The sequence below is a fragment of the Mycolicibacterium aubagnense genome, assembly GCF_010730955.1.
Taxonomy (GTDB): Bacteria; Actinomycetota; Actinomycetes; order Mycobacteriales; family Mycobacteriaceae; genus Mycobacterium; species Mycobacterium aubagnense.
Map to the genome: position 1 here is coordinate 3,077,630 of NZ_AP022577.1, position 20,803 is coordinate 3,098,432.

The 20,803-nt window shown below is 67.3% G+C and carries 12 protein-coding genes; 2 read left to right on the plus strand and 10 right to left on the minus strand.

From position 1 onward, the window contains the following. Nucleotides 1-6: 6 nt before the first annotated feature. The 10 genes from pks13 to glf all read right to left on the minus strand — a co-directional run bounded on the left by pks13 (nt 7) and on the right by glf (nt 17,780). Complete coding sequence (gene pks13 / locus G6N59_RS15040) at nt 7-5,457, minus strand: polyketide synthase Pks13 (RefSeq protein WP_268815834.1); 5,451 nt, start codon at nt 5,455-5,457, stop codon at nt 7-9. 56 nt (nt 5,458-5,513) lie between these two features. Then, entirely contained in the window at nt 5,514-7,409 is a 1,896-nt protein-coding gene (gene fadD32 / locus G6N59_RS15045; protein WP_138233049.1) for a long-chain-fatty-acid--AMP ligase FadD32, read from the minus strand. Nucleotides 7,410-7,628: 219 nt separating this feature from the next. Further along, nucleotides 7,629-8,651, minus strand: coding sequence for a carboxylesterase Culp6 (gene culp6 / locus G6N59_RS15050; RefSeq protein WP_138233050.1), 1,023 nt, complete (start codon nt 8,649-8,651; stop codon nt 7,629-7,631). A gap of 116 nt (nt 8,652-8,767) precedes the next feature. Beyond that, the gene (locus tag G6N59_RS15055) at nt 8,768-9,658 is read right to left on the minus strand and encodes an alpha/beta hydrolase-fold protein (protein ID WP_138233316.1); all 891 of its coding nucleotides are present in this window, start codon (nt 9,656-9,658) and stop codon (nt 8,768-8,770) included. 235 nt (nt 9,659-9,893) lie between these two features. Continuing rightward, nucleotides 9,894-10,895, minus strand: coding sequence for an esterase family protein (locus tag G6N59_RS15060; RefSeq protein WP_138233051.1), 1,002 nt, complete (start codon nt 10,893-10,895; stop codon nt 9,894-9,896). Between the two features lie 163 nt (nt 10,896-11,058). Further along, on the minus strand, nt 11,059-13,113 hold the full coding sequence (zomB, locus tag G6N59_RS15065; protein WP_138233052.1) for a terminal beta-(1->2)-arabinofuranosyltransferase: 2,055 nt from the start codon (nt 13,111-13,113) through the stop codon (nt 11,059-11,061). After that, entirely contained in the window at nt 13,110-14,024 is a 915-nt protein-coding gene (locus G6N59_RS15070) for a decaprenyl-phosphate phosphoribosyltransferase (protein WP_138233053.1), read from the minus strand. Before G6N59_RS15070 ends, zomB begins: the two co-directional genes overlap by 4 nt. Next, on the minus strand, nt 14,021-14,593 hold the full coding sequence (locus G6N59_RS15075) for a phosphatase PAP2 family protein (protein WP_138233054.1): 573 nt from the start codon (nt 14,591-14,593) through the stop codon (nt 14,021-14,023). Before G6N59_RS15075 ends, G6N59_RS15070 begins: the two co-directional genes overlap by 4 nt. Then, nucleotides 14,590-16,539 carry a glycosyltransferase gene (locus tag G6N59_RS15080; RefSeq protein ID WP_138233055.1) on the minus strand — a complete coding sequence of 650 codons (1,950 nt, stop codon included), beginning with the start codon at nt 16,537-16,539 and terminating at the stop codon, nt 14,590-14,592. Before G6N59_RS15080 ends, G6N59_RS15075 begins: the two co-directional genes overlap by 4 nt. Nucleotides 16,540-16,544: 5 nt before the next feature. After that, nucleotides 16,545-17,780 carry a UDP-galactopyranose mutase gene (gene glf, locus G6N59_RS15085; RefSeq protein ID WP_138233056.1) on the minus strand — a complete coding sequence of 412 codons (1,236 nt, stop codon included), beginning with the start codon at nt 17,778-17,780 and terminating at the stop codon, nt 16,545-16,547. 240 nt (nt 17,781-18,020) lie between these two features. Here glf and G6N59_RS15090 point away from each other — a divergent pair, with 240 nt between their 5' ends. After that, nucleotides 18,021-19,004 (plus strand): hypothetical protein, encoded by a 984-nt coding sequence (locus G6N59_RS15090; RefSeq protein WP_138233057.1) that lies wholly within the window; start codon nt 18,021-18,023, stop codon nt 19,002-19,004. A 157-nt stretch (nt 19,005-19,161) separates the two neighbouring features. Next, the gene (locus G6N59_RS15095) at nt 19,162-20,778 is read left to right on the plus strand and encodes an N-acetylmuramoyl-L-alanine amidase (protein ID WP_138233058.1); all 1,617 of its coding nucleotides are present in this window, start codon (nt 19,162-19,164) and stop codon (nt 20,776-20,778) included. Nucleotides 20,779-20,803: the final 25 nt, after the last annotated feature.

A 20,803-nucleotide genomic window follows, 5' to 3' on the forward strand; every position in this document is an offset into this window, starting at 1 on the left:
CTCCTACTACTTCCCAGCCTGGATCTGGTTGATGGCTTGGCTCATATGCGCCCCAACCTTGGCAATGTACGGCTCATCGATCGCCTGGATGTGCTCGCCGCCGATATTCACGACCTCGAGATCCGGGGCGAACTCACCCCAACCACCGTCGGGCTGACGGGTCGCGTACGCGGGTTCGAACACGATGGCGTCGTCGTGGTAGCGGTCCGCCATGTAGAGCACGACGTGGCCTTCGTACGGCTGGATGTCGATGGTGTCCAGCGCGCGGTTGTCGAGATACGACGTCCGCTGGTGCTCGATGATGCCGCCCGGAATCTGCACGCCGCTCTGCGCGACGATATCCAGCACGAACTTCACCTGGCCCTCATCGTCGAGCTTCTCCAGTTCCTCGTACGGAATCTCCGGAACCTCGACGTTGAAGGTGCGCTCGGCGAAGCGGGCGTAGCGATCCCAGCGGGCCCGCATGCCGGCTTGCGTCTTGTCGATCGGCACACCGGGCCGCACGCAGTCGATCAGTCCGACGTACCGGACATCGGCACCGGCCTGCTTGAGCCCGATGGCACACGCGTAGGCCAGTGCCCCACCCAGCGACCAGCCGGCCAGGATGAACGGACCCTTGTGCATCTCCAGCAGCTTCGGCACGTACTCGGCGGCGCGCTCCTCGATGGAGCCCTCGACACGTTCGATGCCGTAGACCGGGATGTCCTCCGGCAGGCGCTTCAACAGCGGTTCGTAGACCACCGTCGAGCCACCGGCGGGGTGGAAGACGAACAGCGGAACCTGCGGGCCACCTTGCTTCGCCGGCCGGAGCGTGCGGACGAACCCGTCCACCACACCGTCTTCGAGCTGATCACGCACGATGGTCGACAACGCTTCGATGGTCTTGGCCGCACGCACCTGCTCGACCGTCACGATGCCCTCGGCGCGCTCGGAGAGCCGCTCGGACAGCTTGGTCGCGGTCGCGTCGTCGACGGCCGGCAGCTCGTTGAAGATGCCGCCCGGCGACTTGCCGGTGACGATCGCCCACGTCGCGAAGGTGACTCGCTCAGCCGCATCGCGCGGGGGCACGTCCGCGCCCAGCGCCTCGGTGACCGCCTCCTGCGTCAGCACCTTGGCCGCAGCGGCGGCCGCGGTGGCCTGGCTCGGTCCGGCGGGTCCCGACGGGTTGGTCGGCGGCGGCGGGACGGCCGGGCCGGCGGGGTTCGTCGGGGGCGGTGGAACCTCGAGTGCGGCTGCAGAATCCGTGGCGATGTCGACCGCCGCCGGCTTGGCATCGTCCTTGTCGGCCAGCGGGTGTCCGGCCTCGGCCAGCTTGGCCTCCAGCTCCGCGACAGTCGTTGCGCCACCCAGCATCTCGGCCTGCGCGGCCGCGATCTCCTCGGCGGTCTGCCCCTTCTGCGCCTCGGCCAGCTGGTCGACCTCGTCGCGGTGCTCGATGGCGTAGTGGATCAACTTCTCCACCGCGTACAGGTTGGCGTCCCGCACCGCGGTCAGCTGGATGGGCGGCAGGTCGAAGTCGTACTCGACCCGGTTCTTGATCCGGACCGCCATGAGCGAGTCCAGACCCAGCTCGATCAGCGGCACCTCCCACGGCAGGTCCTCGGGCTCGTAGCCCATGGCACCACCGACGATGGCACCCAGCCGGTCTGCGATGGTCTCACCGGAATCCGGCGACCACTTCTTGAAGCCGGCGGCCAGGCCCGCGCCTGCAGTCAGATCGTCCTGCAGGATGGCGGCGTCATCTTCGACGGGTTCCGGTGCGGCAACAGCGGTTTCGGCCACCGAAGCGCCGACGGCCGCCGGCAGCGCCGTGCCACCGAGAGCGACCGGCAGAGCCGCGCCGTCACCGCCGCGGCTGACGACCGCGTCGTAGACCAGGGTGAACGACTCACCCATGCGGGCGTGCACCTGCACCGTGCCGCCACCGGGGTGGCGGGTCAGGGTGGTGACCAGGCGGGCACCCTCACCCGGAATGGCGCGCTGTTCGAAGGCCGCCAACCGGGCGTCCGGAAGCACCTGCGCCGCAGCGGCTTTCACGAGCTTGGCCAGGGCGGCTGCATCGACCTCGCCGCGCGGGGCGAACTCCCACACATGGCGGCCGTCCGGGGTGGCGACGTGGCTGCCCGGCTCGATGGCCGAGCTGTCGGCGGTGAAGTGCGCGTCCAGCCAGTGCGGCTTGCGCTTGAAGCGCGTCGGCGGGATCGGCGCGTAATCGACGGCCGGGTCCTGGGCCGGCGAGAACAACGTCCGGAAGTCCAGGTCATGGCCGTGCACGAACAGCTGGGCCATGGCATTGGTCATCGAGTCGACCTCGTCCTGCTTACGGGCGAGGGTCGGGATCAGCTGGCCGTCATGCAGGCCGGCCGACATGGTGGTGAGCCCAACCTGCATGAGCGCCACCGGGTTCGGCGCGAGCTCCAGGAAGGTGGTGTGCCCGTTGTCGACGGCGTTGCGGATGCCGTGGGTGAAGTAGACGCTGTGGCGCAGCCCCTTCTTCCAGTACTCGACATCGTGGATCGGCTCGGCGCCGGCGCGGATCAGCTGGCCCTCGTGCACCGTCGAGTAGTAGGCCGTCTGCAGCGGGTGCGGCTCGATGCCCTGGATCTCCGCGGACAGCTCGCCGAGCAGCGGGTCCATCTGCTGGGTGTGGCTGGCGCCCTTGGTCTGCATCTTGCGCGCGAACTTGCCCTCGGATTCGGCGCGGGCGATGATCGCGTCGACCTGCTCCGGCGGGCCGCCGATGACGGTCTGGGTCGGGGCGGCGTAGACACACACCTCGAGGCCCGGGAAGTCGGCGAAGACCGTCTTGATCTCCTCGGCCGAGTACTCGACGAGCGCCATCAGGCGGATGTACTCGCCGAACAGCATGGCCTCGCCCTCACCCATGAGGTGAGCGCGCGAGCAGATGGTGCGGGTGGCGTCGGCCAGCGACAGGCCACCGGAGAAGTACGCCGCGGCCGCTTCACCCAGCGACTGGCCAACCACCGCACCGGGTTTCGCGCCGTGCGCCTTCAGCAGCTCACCGAGGGCGATCTGCAGCGCGAAGATCACGGTCTGGACGACCTCGATGGGGTATTCGCACGTCTCGTTGGTGTAGTCGATCGCGTCGTCGAGGATCAGTTCGACAACGGAGTAGCCGCGCTCGTCCTGAATGTGGGCGTCGACCTTGTTGATCCACTCGGCGAAGATCGGATCGTTCAGGTAGAGGCTCTTGCCCATCTTGCGGTGCTGGGCACCGAAACCGGCCAGCACCCACACCGGGCCGTTGGTGACCGGGCCGTCAGCGGCCAGCACCAGCGGGTTCTGCTTGCCCTCGGCCAGCGCCCGCAGACCCTTGACCGCTTCGTCGTGGTCGTGCGCGAGAATCACGGCGCGCGAACGGCCGTGGTTACGCCGGGACAGCGAGCGACCGATCGATTCCAGCGAGTAGGACCGGCCCGTTTCACTGTCGATCCAGTCCGCCAGCTCTGCGGCAGCAGCCTTCTTGCGCGAGGTCAGGAAGCCTGAAACCGCAAGCGGCACAATGCGCTTGACCGGCTCGGCCGCGTCCAGCTCGGCACGCGCGGCCTCGATCAGCTCCAGCGCCCGCTCGGTCAGGCCGGGAAGCTCAGGCTCGTCGCCGGTCTCGTAGCCGAAGAAATCCGCGTCACCACGCTTGTCGTCTTCATCATCGACGAACTCGCCGTACTCATCCATCTTGACGCCGCCGACGTACACGGCATTGGCATCGGAAGACGGCTTCTCTTCAACCACAACCTCTTTGGGCTCCGGCTCGACGAGATCGCTGGGCAGCACCTGGCGCATGACCAAGTGGGCGTTGGCGCCACCGAAACCGAAACCGGACACTCCGGCGACGGCGTGACCGCTGTAGCGCGGCCAGTCCGACAGCTCGGCGTTGACCTTGAGGTGTTCCTTGTCGAAGTCGATGTACGGGTTGGGGCCCGCGTAGTTGATCGAGGCGGGCAGCTTGTCGTGGTACAACGCCAGCGTCATCTTCGCGACGCTCGCGGCACCCGCGGCCGACTCCAGGTGTCCCACATTGGATTTCACGGCGCCCAGCAGCGCCGGCTTGTCGGCGGCGCGGCCACGGCCCACGACGCGGCCGAGCGCGTCGGCCTCGATCGGGTCACCCAGGATGGTGCCGGTGCCATGCGCCTCGATGTAGTCGACGGTCTTGGGGTCGATGCCGGCGTCCTTGTAGGCCTTGCGCAGCACCGCTTCCTGAGCGTCAGGGTTGGGGGCCAGCATGCCGTTGGACCGGCCGTCGTGGTTGATGGCCGAACCGGCGATGATGGCGAGGATCTCGTCACCGTCGCGACGGGCGTCGGCGACGCGCTTGAGCACGACCATGCCGCCGCCCTCGGAACGGGCGTAACCGTCGGCGTCCGAGCTGAACGACTTGATGCGGCCGTCCGGCGCCAGGACGCCGCCGACCATGTCGAAGCCGACCGTCACCATCGGGGTCACCAGGGCGTTGACGCCACCGGCCACGACGACGTCGGCCTCGCCGGAGCGCAGCGCCTTCACGCCCTCGTGCATCGCGACGAGCGACGAGGAACACGCGGTGTCGATGGTCATCGACGGCCCGCGGAAGTCGAAGAAGTACGAAACCCGGTTGGCGATGATGGAGCTCGCGGTGCCGGTGATGGCGTACGGGTGCGTGATCGACGGATCCGAGACCGACAGGAAGCTGTAGTCGTTGGTCGAGCTGCCGACGAATACACCGACCGCCTCACCGCGCAGCGCCGACGCCGGGATGCGGGCGAATTCCAGTGCTTCCCAGGTCAATTCGAGCGCCATCCGCTGCTGCGGATCGATGTTGTCGGCTTCCATCTTGGCCAGCGCGAAGAACTCGGCGTCGAAGCCCTTGATGTCCGACAGGTACCCACCGCGGGTGCGGGCCTGGGCCACGCGTTCGGCGATCCGCGGCTCGGCCAGGAACTCTTCCCAGCGGCCCTCGGGCAGATCGGTGATGGCGTCGCGGCCTTCCAGCAGCGCCTGCCACATCTCGTCGGGGGTGTTCATGTCACCCGGGAAGCGGGTGGCCAGACCAACAATGGCTATGTTCGCGATGTCCTCATCGACGTCAGCGTCGCGGGACCAGTCCTCGGCGTTCGCGGCAGCGGTGTCCACCTCCGGCTCGCCCTCGACGATCACCTGCGCCAACGTCTCGATGGTCGGGTGCCGGAACAACACCGTGGCATTCAACGTGACCCCGGTGAGGTCCTCGATGTCGCTGGCCATGGCCACCCCGTCGCGCGAGGACAGACCCAGCTCGACCAGCGGCGTGCTCTCGTCGATCGAGTCCGCCGACTGACCGGTGGCTCGCGAGACCGCGTTGCGCAGCCACTCGCGCATCTCCGGCACCGTAATGCCATTTGCCCGCGACACGGCCGCGCTGCCACCCTCCTGCGGCGAAGTGTCGAGTTCGTTCGAATTGTCTTCGGTGTCAGTCATTTTCACTGTTCACTTTCGCCGCCGGACGGGGTAGTTCGGGCCCGGGATAGAGGAGTTCAGTTCAGATCGTCGGGGAATGCGTTGGCCACCTTGCCGCTGCGCAGCGAGCCGTCCAGGTAGGCCTGACGGGTGGCGCGGCGGCCGATCTTGCCGCTGGAGGTACGTGGGATGGCGCCGGCCGCGGTCAACACCACGTCGCGCACGGTGACGCCGTGCCGCACGGCGATGGCCGCCCGGATGTCGTCGATGATCGGCTGGGTCTCCAGCTTGTGCGCACCCGGGGCCCGCTCGGCGACGATGACCAGCTGCTCGGAGCTGTCGTCGGGATCGCGCTTGAGGCCGACGTGGGCGTCGGCGAAGACCTCGTCGGGCAGCTGGTTGGCCGGCACCGAGAACGCCGCCACGTAGCCGACGCGCAGTGCCTTGCTGGCCTCCTGCGCGGAGTACTCGAGGTCCTGCGGGTAATGGTTGCGGCCGTCGACGATCACCAGGTCCTTGACCCGGCCGGTGATGTACAGCTCACCGTCGTGGTAGGCCCCGAAGTCACCGGTGCGCACCCAGGTGGCGTCGTCCGCAGCGCCTTCGGCGTGCGACGGGCTGGTGCGCGACTTGAGGGTGTTCTGGAACGTCTCGATGGTCTCTTCGGGCTTGCCCCAGTAGCCGGTGCCCATGTTGGCGCCGCTGATCCAGATCTCACCGATCTGGCCGTCCGGCAGCTCGGTGGCGGTCTCGGCGTCCACGATCACGGCCCACTCATCGACGCCGATCTTGCCGGCGCCGGCCTGTGCCACCGCTTTCGGCGAGTCGTCCGGGACCACCACGAAGGTGCCGGTGTTGAGCGCGTCGCGATCCACCGACACGATGGTCGGCTCTTCGGACGACGGCGTGGTGGACACGAACAGCGTGGCCTCGGCCAGACCGTACGACGGCTTGATGGCCTTGGACGGGAAGCCGAAGGGGCCGAACGCCTCGTTGAACCGGCGCACGGTCGCGGCCGAGATCGGCTCGCTGCCGTTCAGCACGGCCTTGACGTTGGATAGATCCAGCGTTGCCGCGTCCTCCCCCTTGGGCACGCCGCGCGCAGCGGCATGGTCGAAGGCGAAGTTCGGGGCCACCGAGATGACGCCGCCGGTGTCGCCTTCCTTGCGGGCCATCTCGCGGATCCAGCGTTCCGGGCGACGCACGAAGGCGGCGGGGGTCATGAAGGTGAAACTGTGGCCGATCATCGGCGCCAGCAGCGCGGTGATCAGGCCCATGTCATGGAAGAACGGCAGCCAGGACAGACCGCGGTCGCCCTCTTCGCCTTCGAGGGCCTCAACGACCTGCACCACGTTGGTGGCCAGGTTGAGGTGCGTGATCTGCACACCGGTCGGGATGCGGGTGGAGCCCGAGGTGTACTGCAGGTAGGCCACGGTGTTGTCGTCGACGTCGTCGAACGGCACCCAGGTGACGCCGACCTCCTCCGGCACGGCGTCGACCGCGATGACGCGCGGCCGCTCGTTGGCCGGGCGGCTGCGGAAGAACTTGCGCACGCCTTCGGCGGCGGCGGTGGTGGTGAGGATGGCCGACGGCTTGCAGTCGTCGAGCACGGCGTGCAGGCGGCCGACGTGGCCCGGCTCAGACGGGTCGAACAGCGGCACGGCGATGCGGCCGGCGTACATGGCGCCATACATCGCCACCAGGTAGTCGAGGTTCTGCGGGCACAGGATGGCCACCCGGTCACCGGGCTGCGTCACCTGCTGCAGGCGGGCGCCGAGGGCGCGGTTGCGGGCACTGAACTGGGCCCACGACAGATCTTTGGCTTCGCCGTCACGCTCGGTGGAGTAATCCAGGAACCGGAAGGCCAGCCGGTCGCCGCGGACCTTCGCCCAGCGTTCGACGTGCTTCACGATGCCGGCACCGTCCGGGAAGGTGATCTTCCCGTTCTTGACGAACGGGTTGTGGAACGCCATCAAAATCTCCTGTCACAGCCTGCCGCGCCGGCCACGTCGTGTGCAGCCAGTCACGCCAAATCCCGGCAAATGGTACCGGGCAGTAGCGATATGCCACCCCAAGATGCACCGGTCAGCAATACGACCGTGCTCTTAGTTATCTCTTAATGTTAGGTGACGCGTATTCGCAGGCCAAATCGCCCCACCGGTTTGGTACTCGCCAGTAGCCAACCAGTGATGTCAGCCGTGTTTGGGGTGCGGCGCGTTGTCGACGAGCTGCTTGGCCCAGTCCAGTGTCCACTGCGTCGAGGTCTGGCCGTCAAGGCTCCAGAACTGCGGGGTGTTGTACAGCGCGTGCACCGGTCCCGCGGCGCTGCCGGACAGCGTGGCGAGGGTGCTGGGGAGGTTGACGACGTTGAACGCCTCGGTCGGCGCCGCGCAGATCAGGTCGCCCTTTCCGCAGATCTCGTTGACGCGGTCGTTGAGCGCACCGAAGCCACCGACGCGCGGTCCGGTCATGTTGAGCCCCAGCATCCCGAGCGGCAGTTCGTGCAGCGTGATCTCGGCGCCCTGTCCCGGCGGGTTCGGGCCGATGTCCTTGCCCACGTCGGGCTGACGCCGGCCGTCGGCGATCAGCGTCACCCCGAGCACCAGGTCCTGATCGATGGGTCCGCGGCCGTTGCCGATGTCACTGGCGATATCGCCGGCGATGACCGCGCCCTGCGAGAAGCCGACGATCACGAAGCTGGTCAGCGGGCATTTTTCGTTGATCGCCGCGATTTCTTCTACAGCCTTCTTCTTGCCCTCTTCGCGGCTGTCGTTGTACGACATCTGGTTGTCCGCGGCCAGCGGGTTATGGAACTGCGCGGTGTACGGCACCGTGTACTGCGCCAACCGGTCGGCACCGAAATCCTGGCCCAGCGGGTTGCTGACGTTCAGCAGCAGCGCGATCGGGAACGACGGCGTCGGGTTCAGCGGGTCGAGGGCCCGTGACGATTCCCAGGTGCCCGGGATCGAGATCAACTGCACGTCGGGGCAGTCGGCCGACTGGTAGGCAGGCCGCGGCTTGGACGGCTTTGTCGTGGGTCCCGAGGGGGAGGCAGTCGGCGGCTGCGCCGAGGGCGGTGTCGGCCCGGGAATCTCGCCGGGCTGACGCAGCCACACCACGATCGCGAACGCGACCACGATGACCAGCAGAGCTACCGCGCCCGCCGCGGCGATGGCAAGGATGCGGTGGCGGCGACGCCGATTGTTGGTGGCCATGTGGTGTGAAGTCTCCTGCGGGCAGAGTCGATCCGGTTGCGTTCCGAATGTACTCAGCGCTCGTCACGTCGAGGTCACGCCGACGGGTTCCGTCGGCAAGATCACTCCGGCCGGAGCTAGCGGATGACGCTCACCAATTCACCTGACATGGCGCCGAGCTGGCCGCTCCAGCTGCCCCAGTCGTGCTGCGGGCCATCCGGGAAGTCGAAGTGCCCGTTGTGGCCGCCGACGCTGCGGTAGTGCGCGTAGAACGCACGGTTGCTGCCCTGGGCCTGGTCGCAGTAGCCGATCATGGCCGCCGGGTCACTGCAGGTGACCGTCGACGGGCTGAACACCCAGATCCGGGTGTTGTTCTGGTTCAGCAGGCTCACGTGGACGTCCGGGTCGTGCCACTTCCAGCGGCCCAGCTGCGGGGCGCCCCACATGCCGTAGGTGTCCACACCACCGAACTCGCGCATACCGGCGGTGATGGCGCCGTTGAACGTCGTCGACGACGGGGTCAGGAAACCCGACAGCGAGCCCGCGAAGCGGAAGCGGTCCGGGTGGAACTCGGCCAGCGCCAGCGCGGCGGTGCCACCTTGGGCCGCACCGACCACACCGTGACCGTTCGGGGCCAGACCCTTGTTGGCCGCCAGCCAGTCCGGGAGCTCCTGGCTCAGGAACGTCTCCCACTGCTTGCTGCCGTCCTGCTCCCAGTTGGTGTAGAAGCTGAACGCGCCACCGGCCGGGGCCACCACGGAGATGCCCTTACCGGCCAGCGTGCCCATGGCGTTGCCGGCGGTCACCCAGTTGCTCACATCGGGGCCCGCGTTGAAGGCGTCGAGAAGGTAGACCGCGTGCGGACCGCCGCCGGAGAACGTCACGGGGATATCCCGGCCCATCGAGGCCGAGGGCACCATCAGCGTCTCCACACCAGCAGCCCGGGCGGTTCCGGTACTCGTCAGCAGGCCCGCGGTAAGTGCCACCGCGGCTGCGCTCGCAGCCATCGTCCGGAACATCCCCCGCATTGCCTGCAGCCCCATAACCAACCTCACCTGTCGTGTGTCGTCCGAGCGTCCTGAACCCGCGTTGTAGTGAACCACATCACCTCGGTGGCTGGTGACCGAACAATGGGAGGGAACGTTGCCAGTGGCCGGCCGGATGTGCGTCTGCCCGGAGATAAACGACTGGCGGCGACGACCCGTGAAGGTCGCCGCCGCCAGTGCGAGTTGTTGCCAGAGGCTTTACCTCAGGAGCAAGGGCTTACGCCTGTCCCGAAGCACCCAGCACGCGCTGCATGTCAGGCTTCATGGCCTGCAGCTGCTGGCCCCAGTAGCCCCAGTCGTGGGTACCGCTGTTGGGGAAGTTGAACACACCGTTGGTGCCACCGGCAGCCAGGTAGTTCTGCTGGAAGGTGCGGTTGGTGCGGATGGTCAGGCCCTCGAGGAACTTGGCCGGCACGTTGTCGCCGCCCAGGTCGCTCGGGTTGCCGTCGCCGCAGTAGACCCACAGGCGGGTGTTGTTGGCGACCAGAGTGGCCATCTGGACCATCGGGTCGTTGCGCTTCCAGGCGTTGTTCGGGTCACCGGTGGAGCCCCACATGTCGTCGGCCTTGTAACCGCCGGCGTCACCCATCGAGATGTTGACCAGGAACGGCCACCAGCCCTCGGACAGGTTCAGGAAGCCCGACATCGAGCCCGCGTAGATGAACTGCTGCGGGTGGTAGATGGCGAGGGTCATCGCGGCCGAACCGGCCATCGACAGACCGACAGCAGCGCCACCGGTCGGCTTGACCGACTTGTTGGCCTGCAGGTAAGCGGGCAGCTCCTGGGTCAGGAACGTCTCCCACTTGTAGGTCTGGCAACCGGACTTGCCGCAAGCCGGCTTGTACCAGTCGCTGTAGAAGCTGGACTGGCCGCCGACCGGCATGACCATCGAAATGCCCGAGCCGTTGTACCACTCGAAGGCGGCGGTGTTGATGTCCCAGCCGTTGTAGTCGTCCTGCGCACGCAGGCCGTCCAGCATGTAGACGGCCGGCGAGCCCGCGCCACCGCTCTGGAACTGGATCTTGATGTCGCGACCCATGGCCGCAGACGGAACCTGCAGGTACTCAACCGGCAGACCGGGACGCGAGAAAGCCCCTGCAGTCGCCGTTTCACCGACAACCCCGACAAGACCGGGCAGCGCTGCCGCGGCAACGGCCGCGACGGCCATCCGGCGCGGCATGGCCTTGGCCATCGACCGCATCTTCCCAACGAAACTCATACCGCTCCCTAATCTTTCCTATGACGGCGTACGGACAACCCTCATCACCGCCTCTGCCGTTGAGGTGACGATCAGGCCGGGCGCATACGCCCGAGTGGTTATCGCCGCATGGTTCCCCGGCGTTACCTACGCTTCAGGCCAGGTCAGCGCTCATGCGCCGAAACTACGGCCCGGTAGCCGGTAAACCAGTGTAAGGGGTCGACAGCCTCGGAGGCACATCGAGTTTGCACCTGTACAACTCGTATAACGGCACGCGATCGATCCGGTAACGCGTAAATGTGAACGCGTGTACCAGATTTGACGTGAACCGGTGGAAGCTCATCGGCGCGCGCACCGAGCTCAGCATCGTCTCGGTCTCCGGACACGTCAGCGCGACCGCTGCCTGCGCCACCCAGTCCTGGTCCAGATACGTCGGAATCCACGGCGGCTTGCGCAGGAACGGGCCCTCGGCCACCGCCCAGTCCGGGAACAGGTCCTTGTCGTGACCGATGCGCGCGTCGTCCAGCCGCGCCGTGTGCGCGGCCAGCGGATTGGCCAGCCCGATCTGGTCGATCACCCGGACCTCGAGCGGCAGGTTCATGCCCATCATGCCGAGGTTGGTGAAAAAGACTGTGTGCGGACCCTTTTCGAACCAGTTGGGCGGCGGCGGCGACTTCGGGTCCGGTACGGGCGGCGGCATGGCCGGAACCACGTCCCACTGGTCGTAATTGCCCGACGGCAGCAGCAACGCACCCACCGGGGTGTTGTCGATGGCCGTCAGCACCGCCCGCATGCGCGGGTAGTCCAGGTAGTCCGCGGCCGTCAGCGGGTGCGCGTGCCCAGTGGCCTGCGAGTAGAAACGCCGTTCGTCGACGATGCCGGAGTAGGTGACCCGCGTGGCGTCGTATCCGAGCCCCGGCGAGTTGGCCGCCCACAGCGACCAGCCGACCACCGCCAGCCACAGGGCCGCCGTCGTACCGGCCAGCGCGTAGCCGACCTCGCGGGCGATGTTCTTGCCGTCCGGGAGCACGATCGGAATCAACGCGATAGGCGTGACCAGGCAGAACAGCGGGACCAAGAGCACCCGGCCATGCATGAAGTCGCCACCCTGGCGCAGCCAGTACAGCGCCTGCACCAGACCACTGCCCGCCATGAAAATCACGACGGCAGTGGGGCTTTGGACCCGACGAGCCAACGAGCTGTCACCGCGCGACGCCGACTGGCCCCACCACGGCCGGCTGTGAGTGACGAACAACACAATTGCCAGGGCCGCCGTCAGCACCGCCGGAATCCACAGCAGGTACGGGCGGTTGAAGTTGCTGAGATAGATGAAGCCCTGCTGCCATTTGGAGCCGGTGGCGTCCTTGGCCAGCGCGGTGATCGGCACCAACAGGCCGTAGTAACCCATCCGGAAGATCTCGTATGCAATCGGGATCAGGCCGCCGGCCACCATGATGATCACGCGGCGACGCCGGCCGCGGGCTGCGATCAGCAGCATCACCAATGCCACGCCACCGATCAGTGCCAACTCCGGCCGCACCATGACCGACAGGCCCGCCAGGCAGGCCAGTGCGCCGTCGAAACGGGCACTGGTGGCATTGGCGTCGGCTTCGCTCGGGCCGCTGCGGACGTGAGGAGCAATAAGGCCACTGCGGACGTGAGGAGCAATGAGACTGCTGCGGACGTGAGGAGCAATCGGCCCCTGTGACCAGCACACCATCATCCACCAGAGCAGTCCCAGGTAGGCCATGATCAGGCCGTTCTCCAGGCCCGAGGTGGCGAAGTCACGGGCGGGCGGCACGGCCATGTAGACCAGCGCGCCGGCCGGGACCAGCAGCGCGCGGCGGCCCCGCAGGCCGGGGGCGTACAGCCGGCCGGTGCCGAGCATCGCGAAGACCAGGCCCGCCACACTCAGCGTCAGAGCGAGGGCCAGGGCCACGTACTCGAGCTGCACCGAGCCACCGATCCAGGCCCCGAGCGTGACCAGATAGGTCCACAGCGTCGAGGTGTTGGATTCGACCCGCTCACCGACGTTGAAGACGGGGCCGTTGCCGGCCAACAGGTTTCGCACGGTACGCAACACGATGAGGCCGTCGTCGGCGATCCACCGGCGCTGCCAGGCGCCCCAGCCGAACAGTGCCGCACACACCACAACGCTCAGCCACAGGCTGATCCGCGCGGCCCGGCCATACGGGAAGACCGGCCCGCGCAGCAATTGCTGAGCGGGCGAGTCACTCACCGGATCAGTCCGGGCAGAATCGCCGCACCGAGGCTTGCGATCAGCGCCACGCCCAGCAGCTGCAGCACCCGGTCATTCAGCACGATCTCCTCGGGCTCACCGCCCTGGCCGCCGTCGACGTCCACGGCGTACCGCAGGATCGCGATGGTGAACGGCACCATGGACACCGCGAACCACACGCCCTTATTGCCTTCAAAGGCCCACAGGCCGTAGCAGAGCACCACCGCTGTGGCCGACAACGTCCAGATGAATCGCAGATAGCTACTGGTGTAGGACTCCAGCGACTTGCGGATCTTGGCACCGGTGCGCTCGGCGAGTTGCAGTTCGGCGTACCGCTTGCCACCCACCATGAACAGCGAGCCGAATGCCATCACCAGCAGGAACCATTTGGACAGCGGGATGCCGGTGGCCGCGCCACCGGCGATGGCGCGGATCAAATACGCCGATGAAACGATGCAAATATCAAGCACCGGTTGATGTTTCAGGCCGAAGCAGTAGGCCAGTTGCATAACGATGTAGACCGCGATGACCACCGCCAGATTCGGGGTGAGCAGATACGCGCCGACCAGCGCGACCACGCCCAGCACAACCGCCAACCCGTAGGCCAAGGGCACCGACACCACGCCGGCCGCGATCGGTCGGTACTGCTTGGTCGGGTGTGCCCGGTCGGCTTCCACGTCGCGGGCGTCGTTGACCAGATAGATGCACGATGCGGCGAGACTGAACACCACAAAGGCAATACCGACCTGCTTGAGCACCAGTTCGTAGTTCTGGTGGGCGTTCACCCCGAGTGCGGCCAGAGGGGCGGCCAACACCAGCACGTTCTTCACCCATTGCCGGGGCCGCATCGCCTTGACGATCCCAGTCGCCAGGTTCTTCGGCGGCCCCAGTTCTTGCGTCTGTTCGGTCATGCCTTCACCTCTGCAGTTCGCGCTTTGGCCGATCGATCGGAAACCGCCCCGACTGATTCGGCGACCACGGCTCCCACCACGACACCGGTCAGCACATCACTGGGATAGTGCACGCCGAGAACCAAGCGCGACAACGCCATCGGCGGCACCAGGAACCACGGCAGCGGCAGGCCCGTGGCCCGGCCGATCAGGATCGCGGCCGCCGCGGTCGACGTCGCATGCGCCGACGGGAAGCTCAGCCGGCTCGGAGTGCCGACGTTGACGGCGATGGCTGGGTGCTGCGGGCGCTCACGCTTGACCACCCGCTTGATCAGCACCGCGGACGCATGGGCGACGAAGGTGCCGACACCGGCCGTCACCCAGGCCCGGCGGCGCTGTGGCTGGAGCAGCGCACCCAGGCCGCAGACGGCGAACCAGCCCAGGCTGTGTTCACCGAAGTGGGACAGCACGCGGGCGCCGGCGAGCACGCCGGGACGACCGGTCAGCGCAGACTGAACGCCGACCAGGATGGCGTCCTCACCGCGGGGGGTACCAGCGGTGGCTTCGCCTTCGACGCCTTCGAGGCTCATCTGGCACCGGCCGATTCGGTCTGGGTGGCCAGCAGCACGCTCTCCCACTTCTCCTTGCTCGTCAGCTCCGGCAGTGCGTTGCGGTACACCTTCCGCAAGCGGTTGAACTTGCGCGCCAATAGCGCCTGACGCTTGAGCGACTCGCGCAGCAGTTCGAACATCTTCTCGCGATCGCGCTGCCGGTAGACCACACCGCGGCCGTCGGCGGTGGTGACGGTCACACCGTCGACCATGCACAGCGAGAACCAGCGGGCATCCTGCGTCGCGACGTTGATCTGCGGCCGCACATGATGTTCCGGATCGTGCGGCTTGAGCTGGTTCACGACACCGCGCCCCAGACGGTACGCGATCGACGGCAGACTGGTCGGAATCTTGACCTTCCGGCGCCACTTCTTGTCCGACGGCGCGGGCAGCGCGGTCGCGCTCTCCAGCACGACCGCGTCCGGGTACGCGGTACGCATGGCACGTACCTCGGGCAGCGCGGACTCGAGGATCGAGAACAGGTTGTCCGGCCCGGCGAGGAAGTCGTCCATCGCCCGGTTCTGGATCGCCACTGTCGAATACTCAAGGCACAGAAGGTGTTTGAACGTCGCCTTCAGGTGGCTGGCCAGCAGACCCCGGATGTTGCCGTCCCAGTGCAGGGCCGCCACGACGAGGCGGTTACGCAGGTGGAAGTACGCCTGCCAGTCGATGGCATCGTCCTTGTCGCTCCACGCCATGTGCCAGATCGCCGCGCCGGGCAGGGTGACCGTCGGGTATCCGTGCTCGCCGGCCCGCAGTCCGTAGTCCGCGTCATCCCACTTGATGAACAACGGCAGCGGCTGGCCCAGCTCCTCGGCGACCTTGCGCGGGATCATGCACATCCACCAGCCGTTGTAGTCAACGTCGATGCGGCGGTGCAGGATCCGGCTGCGGTACTGCTCTTCGTCGTTGAGCGGATATTTGGCGAAGTTGTGGTCGTACTCGGTGTTGATCGCGCCGGTCCACATGAAGTTCTCGGCGTCGACCATCTCGCCCATCACGTGCAGGTGCGAGGGCTCCTGCAGGTTGAGCATCTGACCGCCGACCAGGGTGGGGACCTTGGCGAAGCGGCTCAGCGCCAGCGCCCGCAGGATCGAGTCCGGCTCGACGCGGATGTCGTCGTCCATGAACAGAATCTGTTCGCAGTCGGTGTGTTGCAGCGCTTCGTACATCACGCGGCTGTAGCCGCCGGAACCGCCGAGGTTCGGCTGGTTGTGGATGGCCAGCCGGTCGGCCAGCGGGGCTGCCGCTGCGGCGAAGTCTGGGTGGTCCTTCACCTTGCTGGTGCCCTGATCGGACACGATGACCGCGCCGATCACGCTGTCCACCAACGGATCCGATGTCAGGGCCGCGAGCGCGTTGACGGCGTCGGCCGGCCGGTTGAAGGTCGGGATACCGATCGTGACGTTCGCCCGCCCGGGCGCTTCCACCGGCGCGTACCAGCCAGCGTTGTGCACGGTTACCGCGGTGTCGGTGGTGATGTCGAACCAGATCCAGCCGCCGTCCTCGAACGGCTCCAGACCGATCTCGAACTCGACGACCTCCGGGAGGCCGTCCTCGCCGCTGACAATTTCGGTGCCGCCCACGGTGATTCGCGCGCCGGTCGACTTCGACCGGTAGACGTCGACACGGGCGCTACCGGTCAACTCGACGCGCAGCACCACGGCAGCCAGGATCGACCAGCGCCGCCAGTAACTGGCCGGGAAGGCGTTGAAGTAGGTCGCGAACGAAACCTCGGACTCCGCACCGATTTCCAGTGTGGTGCGGGTCGGGGCGTGGGCGCGCCGGGCGTTGGTGGCCGACTCCTCGATGTAGAGCTTGCGGACGTCGAGGGGCTCACCCGGCCGGGGCAGGATGACGCGAGACAGCAGACTCACGGCACGGGACTGCCCCGACGCCAGCGCGCCGGATGGAATGTCACTCATGGTTTTCAGCTACTTTCTGTGACGGCATCGCCGAGCGCTGCGCCGTCACGCAGATGCGGCATCAGGACGTTGTCGTACATGTTCAGCGCACTGGCGATGGCCATGTGCATGTCGAGGTACTGGTAGGTGCCCAGACGGCCCCCGAACAGCACCCGGTTCTCCTCGGTCTCGGCCTTGGCGCGGGCCCGGTAGGCGGCCAGGATCGCGCGGTCCGAATCGGTGTTGATCGGGTAGTACGGCTCGTCGTCGTCACCCGCGAAACGCGAGTACTCCCGCATGATGACGGTCTTGTCGGTCGGGTAGTCCCGTTCCGGGTGGAAGTGCCGGAACTCGTGAATCCGGGTGAACGGCACGTCGGGGTCGTTGTAGTTCATGACCGGGGTGCCTTGAAAATCCCCGACGGGCAGCACTTCCATCTCGAAATCCAGGGTGCGCCAGCCCAGCCGGCCCTCGGAGTAGTCGAAGTAGCGGTCGAGCGGGCCCGTGTACAGCACCAGAGCGTCGGGGGACGCAACACGGAGTTCTTGGCGGACGTCGAACCAGTCCGTGTTCAACACCACGTCGATGCGCTCGTCGGCGGCCATGTTCTCCAGCCAGGCGGTGTATCCGTCGACCGGCAGACCCTCGTAGGTGTCGTTGAAGTAGCGGTTGTCGAAGTTGTAGCGCACCGGCAGGCGGCTGATGATCGACGCGGGCAGGTCCTTGGGGTCGGTCTGCCACTGCTTGGCGGTGTAGCCCTTGACGAAGGCCTCGTAGAGCGGTCGGCCGATCAGCGAGATGGCCTTCTCTTCGAGGTTCTCCGCATCGTCGGTGTTGATCTCGGCGGACTGCTCGGCGATCAGGGCGCGCGCCTCGTCCGGGCTGAAGTAGCGCCCGAAGAACTGCGACACCAGGCCCAGCCCCATCGGGAACTGGTAGGCCTGGCCGTCGTACATGGCAAACACGCGGTGCTGGTAGCCGGTGAAGTCGGTGAACTGCCGCACGTAGTCCCACACCCGCTGATTGGAGTTGTGGAACAGGTGGGCACCGTACTTGTGCACCTCGATGCCGGTTTCCGGCTCGGCTTCCGAGTAGGCGTTACCGCCGAGATGGTGCCGGCGCTCGACTACCAGCACCCGCTTGTCGAGTTGAGTTGCCGCGCGCTCGGCAATCGTCAGCCCGAAGAATCCGGAGCCGACGACGATGAGGTCATATGGGCCGGAGGACTGGGTCGCAGCGCCCCGGGAATCAGCGGAGGTCATCGGCGTTCAGGGTATCCGACCGAGGCCGTTCGGCCCGAAAACACCCTGTCGGCCCAGCCAGTGCGCGGGCCGGTCGCAATTCGCTCACGATTCCGCATCGTCACTCTAATCCCACCAATCACAGCTTTAACATCAATTGCGTCGGAGCTGTCGACTCGGCAAGCCGGCCGAACCAGACAGCCACCCACACCGAACATGCGCCTCACGGCGGCATGTGCCCCACAGATTGAGGAGACTTCCGTGCCGAACCGACGTCGACGCAAGCTCTCGACAGCCATGAGCGCAGTCGCCGCAGTGGCCGTCGCAAGTCCGATCGCACTCGTGGCGGTCGCCGAGATGACTCCGGCAAACCCGACTCCGCAGCACCGGGAATTCGTCCAGGCCGCGCTGGTCACCGACCTCCCCAACGAGGTCATGTCCGCGCTGTCACAGGGCCTGTCCCAGTTCGGGGTCAACCTGCCGAACCTCATGGGTGGCGCCGCGGGCTCCCCCAGCCCGTTGACCGGCCTCACGCCCGGACTGTCACCGCAGGCCGGCCTGACCCCTGGCCTGGGCGCCACCCCGGGCCTGACCTCGCCGGGTGGGCTCACTCCGCCGGCCGGTCTGACCCCCGGCCTCGGGACCACCCCGTCCACCGGTCTGACCACGCCGACCGGGCTGACCGCGCCCGGGTTGACACCACCGACCGGGGCGACCGCTCCTGGCCTGACCCCGCCGGCCGGCCTGGGCACCACCAGCCCGTCAGCGCTGACGCCGGGCCTGACGACTCCGGGCCTGCCGACCCCGGGCCTGACAACTCCGGGCCTGACGACTCCGGGTCTGAGCACGCCCGGGCTGACCGCACCCGGCCTGAGCGCCACGGGTCTGACGACCCCGTCCCTCGGCGCGAACCCGGCAGGCCTCGGCGCCGCGGGGATGCCGATGGCCGACCCCAACGCCAGCCTGGGCCTCGGCCCCGGCCAGGGGCTGGGCGGCAGCTACCCGATCCTCGGTGATCCGTCGGTCGGACTGGGCGGTGGCGAAGGTCTCGGCGCAGCCCCGAGCGGCGGCGGCGGGCTGATCAGCGACCTGACCAGCGCAGCCAACCAGCTGGGCGCGACCCAGGCGATCGACCTGCTCAAGGGCATGGTCGTGCCGGCCATCACCTCCGCGGTGAAGTCCGCGCAGGCCGCCCCCGCGGCAGCCGCCGCGGCCGCACCGGCACTGCCGGCACCCGCGGTCTGACATCGCGTCACCACACAACTGAAGACCTGTAACCAAGACGGCACCGCAGAAGCCCCACGGCTCTGCGGTGCCGTTGCGGCGTCTCGCAAGGAATTGACAGCTCAGTAACCCGTGTCGAAACACTGGTAACAACTGGCACATACGTAACATTCGCGCTGTGCCGCCCCGTCGCCCTGCACCGTCAATACTGCTGTCCGCCCTGGCGGCGACCGTAGTAATGGTGCCGTTGGCCGTCAGCGGCATCCCGAACTTCCCCGGCCTGACGGACGACAAACCGTCAGCGCCCGAGCTCCACACACAGCCGCTGGCCGGTGTCGGCGGCGGACAGACCGTCCGGGAAATCCACCAGGACACCCCGTTCTCTCTGGTCGCGCTCACCGCCTCGGACTTCACCGGTACCTCGGCCCGGGTCCGGGCACAGAAGGCCGACGGGTCCTGGGGCCCCTGGTATGTGGTGGAAGCTCCCGACGGCGTCGGCGAAGCGCACGCCACCACCCGCGGCACCGAGCCCGTGTTCGTCGGCCGCACCACGACCGTCCAGATCGCGGTGACCCGGCCCGCCGAGGCAGCTGCCACGCCACCCGCCGCCGACCGGCCACAGGGCCCCGGCCTGGGGTACCGACCCGTCGACGTCGAAAAGCCCTTGGGCCCGAGTATGAAAGCGGTGCTCATCAGCCCGCCGGAAGCGCCGGCCGACGTCCAGTTCCAGCCGACCGCGGTGTCGGCGCCGAACCAGCCGCCGAACATCATCAGCCGTGCCCAGTGGGGCGCCAATGAAAGCGTCCGCTGCGGACAACCGGTCTATGACCGGGGTGTGCGCGCGGCGATCGTCCACCACACGGCCGGCAGCAACGACTACGCACCCGAAGATTCCGCGGGCATCGTGCGCTCGATCTACGAGTACCACACTCGCGAATTGGGTTGGTGCGACATCGCTTACAACGCGCTGGTCGACAAATACGGCCAGGTTTTCGAGGGCCGGTTCGGCGGTATGACGAAGCCGGTCGAGGGGTCGCACACCGGTGGATTCAATGTCGATACCTGGGGCGTGGCCATGCTCGGCGACTTCGACGCCGTGCCACCCACCCCGTTGCAGCTGAAGATGACCGGCAGGCTCATCGGCTGGCGGCTGAGCCTGGACCACGTCAATCCCCTGGGCAGCGTGGTGCTGACCTCCGGCGGCGGCACCTTCACCCATTTCCCCGCCGGCGCGACGCCCACGCTGCCGACGATCTTCACCCACCGCGACGTCGGCAACACCGACTGCCCCGGTAACGCCGCGTACGCCGCGATGGGCGAACTACGCGACATCGCAGCATCTTTCACCGCCCCGCCGGGCGCGCTGAGCGCGATGGACATGCTGCGCGGCGGTGCGATCTTCGACAAGTGGCAGGCCATGGGCGGAGCTTCCGGCCCACTCGGCGTGGCGACCTCACCGGAGGCTGCGGCCGACGGCCACACCCGGTACGCGACCTTCGACCACGGCGCCATGTACTGGTCACCGGCCACCGGCGCCCAGCCACTGACCGGAGCCCTGTATGACGCCTGGGGCGCACTGGGTTTCGAGCGCGGCGCCCTCGGACTGCCGACCAGCGGCGAGATCCCGGAACCGCAGTGGATCGTGCAGAACTTCCAGCACGGCACCCTCAACTTCGACCGCGAGAACGGGACCGTTACCCGCGTCATCGACGGTGTGCCACAAGAACTTCCGCCGCCGCCGAAGCAGGAGCCGGTGCAACTCGAGCGGTTCAGCCGCATCGAGATGCAGGGCTAGCTTCTCCGCCGAAACGGCATTCCAG